General features: G+C 35.9%; 9 protein-coding genes. 6 read left to right on the plus strand and 3 right to left on the minus strand.

From position 1 onward, the window contains the following. Both AC6F75_RS04975 and AC6F75_RS04980 read right to left on the minus strand, forming a co-directional pair. Positions 1-407: protein-L-isoaspartate O-methyltransferase family protein (locus tag AC6F75_RS04975; RefSeq protein WP_500713842.1), on the minus strand; the 407-nt coding region annotated here is incomplete at its 3' end. Positions 408-524: 117 nt separating this feature from the next. Further along, entirely contained in the window at positions 525-1,331 is an 807-nt protein-coding gene (locus AC6F75_RS04980) for a hypothetical protein (protein WP_500713843.1), read from the minus strand. 123 nt (positions 1,332-1,454) lie between these two features. On the opposite strand from AC6F75_RS04980, the gene AC6F75_RS04985 reads away from it, so the two are divergent. The 6 genes from AC6F75_RS04985 (at position 1,455) to AC6F75_RS05010 (ending at position 8,930) form a co-directional block, all read left to right on the plus strand. Then, entirely contained in the window at positions 1,455-2,423 is a 969-nt protein-coding gene (locus AC6F75_RS04985; RefSeq protein ID WP_500713844.1) for a Gfo/Idh/MocA family oxidoreductase, read from the plus strand. Between the two features lie 44 nt (positions 2,424-2,467). Further along, on the plus strand, positions 2,468-3,355 hold the full coding sequence (locus AC6F75_RS04990) for a 3-hydroxybutyryl-CoA dehydrogenase (protein WP_500713845.1): 888 nt from the start codon (positions 2,468-2,470) through the stop codon (positions 3,353-3,355). A 118-nt stretch (positions 3,356-3,473) separates the two neighbouring features. Continuing rightward, entirely contained in the window at positions 3,474-4,862 is a 1,389-nt protein-coding gene (gene fumC, locus AC6F75_RS04995) for a class II fumarate hydratase (RefSeq protein WP_500713846.1), read from the plus strand. Positions 4,863-5,120: 258 nt separating this feature from the next. Next, complete coding sequence (locus AC6F75_RS05000) at positions 5,121-6,488, plus strand: 7TM diverse intracellular signaling domain-containing protein (protein ID WP_500713847.1); 1,368 nt, start codon at positions 5,121-5,123, stop codon at positions 6,486-6,488. A 626-nt stretch (positions 6,489-7,114) separates the two neighbouring features. Next, entirely contained in the window at positions 7,115-8,185 is a 1,071-nt protein-coding gene (locus AC6F75_RS05005; protein WP_500713848.1) for a sulfatase-like hydrolase/transferase, read from the plus strand. Continuing rightward, positions 8,175-8,930 (plus strand): FAM151A/B family protein, encoded by a 756-nt coding sequence (locus AC6F75_RS05010; protein ID WP_500713849.1) that lies wholly within the window; start codon positions 8,175-8,177, stop codon positions 8,928-8,930. Before AC6F75_RS05005 ends, AC6F75_RS05010 begins: the two co-directional genes overlap by 11 nt. Here AC6F75_RS05010 and AC6F75_RS05015 read toward each other — a convergent pair. Then, the coding region (locus AC6F75_RS05015; RefSeq protein WP_500713850.1) for a cytochrome c biogenesis protein CcsA at positions 8,927-9,452 on the minus strand (526 nt) is incomplete at its 5' end. The genes AC6F75_RS05010 and AC6F75_RS05015 overlap by 4 nt on opposite strands.

Raw genomic sequence — 9,452 nt, forward strand, 5'->3', positions numbered from 1 at the left:
TCACCAAACACTATTTTTTTGGGTCTGTAGCCCAGTTTGGGCAGAAATAATGACGCTCTTTTAAACAATTCCTTTTGGCGTTCAATGGTATATACTTGAGCACCCATTTCTATAAGAACGGCTGCCTGATAGCCGCTTCCGGTACCAATTTCAAGGATTTTATCTCCGGGGTTCACCTCAAGTAATTCAGTTTGACGTGCTACAGTGTATGGTTGCGAAATGGTTTGATCGGCTGCAATGGGAAAGGGTTTGTCCTCATAAGCATGGTCTTCAAAACCGGAATCCATAAATAGATGACGAGGAATTTTATTGATGGCGTCCAATACTTTTTCACTTTCAATGCCTTTGGCTTTGATAGTTTTTACGAGATTTTTTCGTTTGCCCTGATGTCTGTGGTTGTCTTTCAAAATAGTTGTTGAGTTAATGAGTCATTGAGTTGGTGAGTCGAAAACACTTCTTCATATTTACAAAAATCGGAAAGTTTGAGTGGGATTGCAAGTTTTTGTAGAAAGGTTCAGTCCTCTTTAATTTTTCAGACGGGTTAAGATTTGAAATTCTGTTTCTGCCATATTCACTATTAGTGAATATTGGTTTGGAATACCATTATCTTTATATTCTTCAAAATAAGAACTTAATGATTTAACCGTTTTTTCTGCTTTTTCAAAATTTGATTGCATTAAATAATATTCTCCCAAATACATTTTTGCATATAGTTTACTGACTTCATCAAATTTGTCATCTTCTAAAATATTTTCTATTAAATTATAAATTTTTGAGTCATTCTCAGGATTATCATCAAATAAATAATATCCTATAATAGTATGCGGTTTTTGTGACAATTTCTCTTTTTCAGTTTCCTCTGAAAATAAATTTTTCCTGTATACTATTTTATCATCACGAACAAAATACCATCTTGTAATTGATTTGTTTTCATCAATCTTTTCGGTAAACATTCTGTTTTCACTATGAAAATTTGTCTGCATAACCAGTATAGTACCGTCTTTTGTCCCTTCAATAAAATAAAACAAAAGCCTTGCTTCAGGACCTTCTTGTTGTTGAATTCTAAGTAAAACATTATTTTCAGGAGAAATTTTATATAAAATTTCCTTGATGATGTAAGTCATCTCATCATAATCCAACTGCTTATATAAGTCGGTCATAAAGAAAGCATCCGCAAAAATATTATGCACAAAATAAAATTCACTTAAATTAAAATGATTATTATAACCCTGGCTCTCAGTAACAATTTTAATTTTTTCCTGACTGAAATTTTCTGTTGGGATTAAACAAAAAAAGATTGATAAGAGTCCTGTAACTATATTTCTACTCATAATGTATATTTTCTAACTCCAAAATTAGCAATTAATTTAAGAAACCAAATAATTCGAACTCTTTGGTTAAATCCAAATCCAATTCTTCCAAAAAAACCTTATTTTTGCATCAAACTAAAAAATATGCTAAAAGCCGGAGTAGTAGGTGCCGGTCACCTTGGAAAAATTCACTTAAAATTGCTGCAACAATCTGAAAAGTATGAGCTTGTTGGGTTTTATGACACTGACACTTCCACACGAAAAAAAATAGCTGATGAATTTGGTTACCGTGCCTTTGATTCGGTCGAGGCATTGATTGACGCCTGTGATATGGTGGATGTAGTTACGCCCACGGTCTATCATTTTGAAACGGCTAAAATGGTAATTACAGCAGGAAAACACTTGTTTATCGAAAAGCCCATCACACAAACCGTTGCTGAAGCTGAAGAATTAATCCGTTTGGCAAATGAACACAAAGTCAAAGGTCAGGTGGGTCATGTGGAGCGCTTTAATCCTGCGTTTACATCTGTAAATAAATTGATTACACGCCCCATGTTTATTGAAACCCACAGGTTGGCAGAATTCAATCCACGTGGGACAGACGTTTCTGTCGTTTTGGATCTGATGATTCATGATATTGACGCTATTTTAAGCGTTGTAAAATCAAAAGTAAAAAATATTCATGCCAGTGGGGTTTCAGTTATTAGCGAAACTCCTGATATTGCCAATGCACGTATCGAGTTTGAAAACGGTTGTGTGGCCAATTTGACCGCCAGCCGCATTTCGTTGAAAAACATGCGCAAATCGCGATTTTTTCAGCGTGATGCTTATATCTCGGTCGATTTTCTCGAAAAGAAATGTGAAGTCGTGAGAATGAAAGATGCCCCTCAAACTCCCGGCGAATTTGATATGATACTCCAAAATGCTGAAGGCATCAAAAAGCAAATCTATTTTGAGAACCCAAAAGTAAATACTAACAACGCCATACTCGACGAACTCAACTCGTTTGCAGACGCCATCAACAACAACACCACACCCGTTGTCTCGCTGGAGCAAGGTACAGATGCTTTGAGAGTGGCTATGATGGTGCTTGAAAATTTTAAAAAAATATAATTGAAGTTTAATAAAAAAAGGTACCCGCCTTCGCGGGCATTATTATGAAAAATGTAGCAGTTATTGGAGCCGGGACTATGGGAAACGGCATTGCACACACTTTCGCGCAAAGCGGATATAAAGTTCAACTCATTGATCTTTCTGAGGAATCGCTTAAACGCGGTTTAGCAACCATTGGTAAAAACCTGGACAGGATGGTTGCCAAAGAAAAAATCACCGAAGCTCAAAAAAATGAAACTTTGGGCAATATTTCAACCTTCACCAATATGGAAGAAGGTGTTGAATATGCCAGTTTGGTTGTGGAAGCCGCCACAGAAAACGTGGATTTAAAACTGAAAATTTTCAGGGATTTGGATAAGTTTTGTCCGAATGACACCATTTTAGCGACCAACACTTCATCTATTTCCATCACAAAAATTGCAGCGGCAACAACAAGACCTCAGCAGGTGATTGGGATGCACTTTATGAACCCGGTACCCATAATGAAGCTGGTTGAACTCATTAAAGGGTACAACACTTCACCCGAAATTTACAATACCATTGCTGAAATTTCCAAAAAACTAGGCAAAGTTCCCGTCGAGGTAAACGATTATCCCGGGTTTGTTGCCAACCGTATTTTAATGCCAATGATCAATGAAGCGATTGAAACGCTTTACAACGGTGTGGCCGGTGTGGAAGAAATCGATACCGTGATGAAACTGGGAATGGCCCACCCGATGGGTCCGTTGCAACTTGCGGATTTTATCGGACTTGATGTTTGTCTATCCATTCTTGAAGTGATGTATGACGGATTCAAAAATCCGAAATATGCCCCTTGTCCGCTTCTGGTGAATATGGTGATGGCCGGAAAACTGGGCGTAAAGAGCAAAGAAGGCTTTTACGACTATAAAGACAACCCAAAAGCTGAAAAAGTGGCGGCTATGTTTTCGTAAAAACATTCAACAAAGCTTAAAAAGACAACTCAAAAGGTTGTCTTTTTTTATTTGATTTTTACACGAAAAGAACAAGGCATTTAGTAATTTTGTACAGCTAAAAAATCCGATTGGAATTATGGAATACAGAATAGAAAAAGACACGATGGGCGAGGTAAAAGTACCTGCCTATAAACTTTGGGGTGCACAAACCGAACGCTCAAGAAGTAATTTTAAAATTGGTGTTCCGGCATCCATGCCCATGGAAATCATACACGGGTTTGCCTACCTTAAAAAAGCTGCAGCATATACTAATAGAGAATTAGGGGATTTATCTTCAGAAAAAAGGGATTTAATTGCAAAAGTGTGTGACGAAATCCTGGAAGGGATGCACAACGAGCAGTTTCCACTTGTTATCTGGCAAACCGGAAGTGGTACCCAAAGCAACATGAATGTCAACGAGGTGATAGCCAATCGTGCGCATCAACTTGCCGGAAAAGAAATTGGTGAAGGCGAAAAGACGTTACAACCCAATGATGATGTCAACAAATCACAATCTTCAAACGACACCTTCCCTACTGCCATGCACATTGCAGCATACAAAAAGGTGGTTGAAGTAACTATTCCCGGGGTCACACAATTAAGAAACACCCTCAAGAAAAAATCTGAAGAATTTAAAACCATCGTCAAAATTGGTCGCACCCATTTAATGGATGCCACTCCCCTAACTTTAGGGCAGGAATTTAGTGGCTATGTTTCGCAATTGGATCACGGCTTGAAGGCTTTAAACAATACACTTGAGCATCTTTCTGAAATTGCATTGGGGGGAACAGCTGTGGGTACCGGAATCAATACCCCAAAAGGTTATTCAAAACGTGTGGCTGAATACATCGCCAAATTTACCGGGCTGCCATTTATATCTGCGGACAATAAATTTGAAGCACTTGCTGCTCACGATGCCATTGTTGAAACTCACGGAGCTTTGAAGCAATTGGCGGTATCTCTTAATAAAATAGCCAACGACATCAGGATGTTGGCCAGCGGACCCCGCAGTGGTATTGGCGAACTGATTTTACCGGCCAACGAACCCGGCTCATCAATCATGCCCGGAAAAGTCAATCCCACTCAGTGTGAAGCACTCACTATGGTTTGTGCTCAGGTGATTGGTAATGATATGGCAATAACTGTAGGCGGAATGCAAGGACATTATGAACTCAATGTATTTAAACCGGTTATGGCTGCAAACATACTTCAATCAGCTCAATTGCTTGGAGATGCCTGTGATTCTTTTGATATGCATTGTGCAAAAGGTATTGAAGCCAACAATGAGGTAATCAAAAAACAATTAAACAATTCTTTAATGCTTGTAACTGCCTTAAACCCAAAAATAGGCTATTACAAAGCTGCTGAAATTGCAAATACCGCACATCAAAACGGAACCACCTTAAAAGAAGAAGCCATCAATCTGGGTTATCTAACTGCCGAGGAATTCGATGAATGGGTAAAACCGGAAGAAATGGTTAAATAAATGTTAATATTTAATTATACTTATTTTTTAATCCCGAAGGTTCAATAAAAATCTTTTGGATTTTTATTTTATTGTTTATCAGCATATTAAGTGGTTTTTATTGCTGATTTATAGTGTGTTTACATCATCAAAACCATCATTTATATATAGTTTTCAAAAAAACAAATATTTACTTTTTATCGATAAAATGTAGTTTTTTTAGGTTAAAGTGATTTTTTATTTATATTGGTAGTCCCAAACCGTATTAAAATTTAACCTATGAGAACTATTTACCTTAGTGTTTTAATCTTGTTTTGTTCAAATATATATGCTCAAAACTCGATTCAATTTTTAAAAGACACGCATCTTGAACACAAGATCGATAACATTCAAAATGCTGATTTTAAGCCTTTTACCAAAAATAATTTTGGTTTAGACAACGGAGCCTACTGGTTTAAAATTTCCGGACGTTCAAACAACGGAAATGTACTCCACATCCCCTCTGCGCATGTAAACGATTTAAAGTTGTTTTCAGCGTCAAAAAAGCAAATTGAAGAAATTTCCTACACAAGATACCCTTCTTACCAACTTGACGAGTTTGAGGAATTTCCACTTTATTTGTTTGTCAATTTTGATAAGGAGGCTTATTTTCCTATTCAGATAACTTCTGAAGAAGAATTTGCAAAGGCAAATCAACAGACCTTATTTAAATTAGGTTCCTATTATGGTTTTGCCATAATGGTAATTATTATTAACCTGATGTGCTTCTTCTTATTTGATGAAAAAGTATTCTTATACTACAGTGCTGTTTTAACCATGCTCACTCTTTCATTCTTTTACAGTGACGGTTTATTCAGGCTGATGGGTTATGACAACACATTCACAAATATCTACCTTGAACCGTTATTACACATTTCCCTAGCTCTCTTTGCTGCCCATTTTGCAACCAAGTTTTTAAAGCTGGATGATTTAATGCCAAAACTTAAGTGGATTACATTTGGTTTAATTAGCGCCGGAGTAGTTTCGTTCATCAGTTATTGGCTGACTGATAATTGGTTATTTGCCGCAATTGGAAATGCATTTATATGGGCCGTACTACTAAACTACCTGATTGCGGGAGCAAAATTATTCAAGCAAAAAGTATATGCCCGCTTTTATGTAGTGGCTTACAGTTTATTGTTTGTTTTAATGGTAGACTTTTTTGTGCTGACAGGATTTGGCATTACTTTTCTGGGTATCACACCAGTTCATTTAAAAACAGCCGGAATTCTTGAAATGCTGGTACTTACTTATGCTATTATGTACAGAATGCGCGCTATTAAAGAAGAAAATGAATTGATGCAAATTGAAATGCGTTTATATTTAAGACGCATCGAGCTGTTAAGAAGCCCGGATAATATTCAAATGGTTGATGATTTGTATCTCGAGAATTTAATCAACCTTCACGATTTGAGCAATCTGGAAACCAAGATTCTTCAGTACATTTCAAAGGGTAAGGACAATGCAAGAATTGCAGTAAAGCTCAATATCACTGAAAAAGAAGTGGAGAAAATCACTAAACAACTGTATAAAAAGCTTGACATCAGCGAACAAATTCAGGAAGATCATCGTATGATTGATGAACAACCTGATTATGTTTACAATTAATATAATCTAAGGTATTTTACAGGGTTTCTGAAATGTATATATTTACATCTCAGAAACCTTTTTTTATGCCAAAATTCAAAAGATCTTTAATATTCCTTATTTTACTTTTATACTTCCCACTAATACTTTTTGGTATAATAGGTTACTTTTACACCACTCAACTCAGGTATTTTTTAAAGGAAATCGTTGAGTTTTTTCTATTTATCAGCATTGTTTACGCCATCGGCATAATAATTGCCAGAGGCATTTTCAGGCTTTATTGGTTTTTTCTTTCTACGTTTTTCTTATTTGTAATTGCATTTTTGAAAACGGGGTTCTATTATTTGTATCAATCTAAACTAACAGTTTCAGCCTTCTATATCATTTTTGAAACCACAGGCACGGAATCTGCAGGGTTTTTATCGACTTACTATAACAAATATTTAATTTTACTGACTTTTGTAACATTTACATTTCTTTATCTAGCCTGGAGACAACTATTCTTGGTTTATAAAAAAGAAAAAAAATGGTATTATTTTCCCTCTTTTGATTTAAAAGGTTTTTTTATTTACTTTCTAATGTTTTCCTGTGTAGCAGGCTCCATTTATATTATTGATTTAAAGCTGAAACATAACAATATAATTTTTTTGACAAAAGATGCTTATATTTCCTATCAAGAAGCTAGAGAACTCTTTCAAACAAACCTTGTTGAGCCGGAAAATGAAAATATTAAAAATGTAAGATCAAAGGAAGATCAGCAAATTTATGTTGTTATTATTGGAGAGTCAACCTCTGCAAGAAACATGGGACTTTATGGTTATTACCGAAATACGAATCCCCTTCTTTCTGAAATCAAAGATGAACTGCTCATTTTTAATGATGTCATATCACCGCACACCCACACCATTTCTTCATTAAACAAAATACTTTCATTGTCCAATTATGAAAACCCGGATGTAATCCAATGCGGCAGTATCGTTCAACTGGCCAATGCTGCAGGTTTTTCGACCTATTGGATTTCAAACCAACAACCTATCGGAATTAATGAAACACTTGTTACAACTATAAGTAAAGCAACAAAAGAGCAATTTTTCACCAATGCCCTGACAAATCGCCAAGTTGAATATGATGAAGCCCTTTTTCCCTATTTTGAAAAGGTTTTAGAATATGAAGAAAAGAAGAAGGTGATTTTTATCCACCTTTACGGAACACATCTGGCATACAAGTTTTCTTATCCTCCACATTTCGAGACTTTTACAGATACCCCTGTAACAAAATTTCCCTCAGCAAAAAGCACAGAACAAATCAATCATTATGACAATTCGATTGTTTACAATGACTTTATTGTGCGCTCGATTATTGAAAAAGTAAGAACCCGAAATGAAAACTCCTATGTTATGTATTTTGCTGACCACGGTGATGAAGTCTTTCAGGACATTGATTTTGTTGGGCACAGTGAATATCATGGCACTAACCCAATGTATGAAATTCCGTTTTTAGTTTGGACTTCTGAAAAATTCAGGGAGTTTTATCCAAATATGGATTCTTTACCCAACTATCTGGACAGAAAATATATGTTGGACGATTTAATCCATAGTTTTTCAGACTTAACCCAGATAAAATTCAACCAATATCAACCGGAAAGAAGTATTTTTAATGCACAATTCCGCTACAGAAACCGAATGCTAAATTCAAGAATAAACTTTGATGATAGGTAGTTTAACAAAAATTTCAATACTTATTTTACTGGCAATTGTCATATTGCTTGTTTACCATTATGCGGCATTTAAATTTGACTATCTGGGTCACAAAGATAAAATATGGGCACACCGCGTGAACAGTATTGAAAAACTCGAGTTCACTCAAAGTAGTTATTCAGGAATTGAACTCGACCTTGTATTTGATGAAAAAACTGAAACTTTTGATGTGAATCATCCTCCGTCAACATCTATAAACTTAACCCTTGATGTTTATTTTTCCCATTACGATAAAAATAAAAGGGGGGGCATCTGGCTGGATTTTAAAAACCTGAAATCCAATAATTCGGAAAGTTCTTTGAGAAGATTACTCAAACTAACTGAAAAGTACAATCTTGATAAAAGTAAAATAATTGTCGAATCTCAAAGTCCTGAATTTCTGGGAAATTTTGAAAAAGCAGGTTTTAAAACAAGTTATTACCTTCCGCCGTTTTTAAATGCACTTTCAGAGGAAACACTTCAGGAAAAACTCATTGAAATCAACCAAAAATTAGTAAGTCATCCCACAACAGCTATTTCCACTAACATTGTTGACTATAAAATTATAGCAGAATATTTTCCCAATTACACCAAATACCTCTGGTCAATCGACAAAACGTTTACCTCAAGAATGTTTAAAAACTACTTCCGAAACCGCAGAGCCCTAAATGACCCTAAAGTTGAAGTCCTTTTGGTAAGGGTAAATCGGCAAGTGGGAAACCGTTAATTTTTACTGTAATATTTTTTATGTTTAAAGTAAGCCAATGCTGAAATTATTGCAACAAAAGCCAAACTATAATATACAAAGGCCGGTGTGATTGGCTTGTCTCCACTGGCGTAAGAATGTAGTCCCACCAAATAGAAATTCACTCCAAAATAAGTCATCATAATCGTCGAAAAAGCAAGAACTGCCATCACATTGTACCACCATCTGCTGCGCAAACCTGGAATGAGCCTCATATGGACCACAAAAGCATAAATCATGATACTGATAAGCGCCCAGGTTTCTTTAGGATCCCAGCCCCAATAACGGCCCCAACTTTCATTGGCCCACATACCACCCAAAAAGTTTCCGATAGTCAACAAACCGATTCCTAAAATCAGGGCGAGTTCATTAATAATGGTCAACTCCTTGATGTTCAGGTCCATTTTCTTTTTGTTCTTTTCGTTGGTGAGTATCATTAAAATAAGTGCAACCAGACCAAGTATCATTCCAAGCGTAAACGGACCATAACTACCCACAATCACA

It is taken from the genome of Planktosalinus sp., assembly GCF_059864935.1.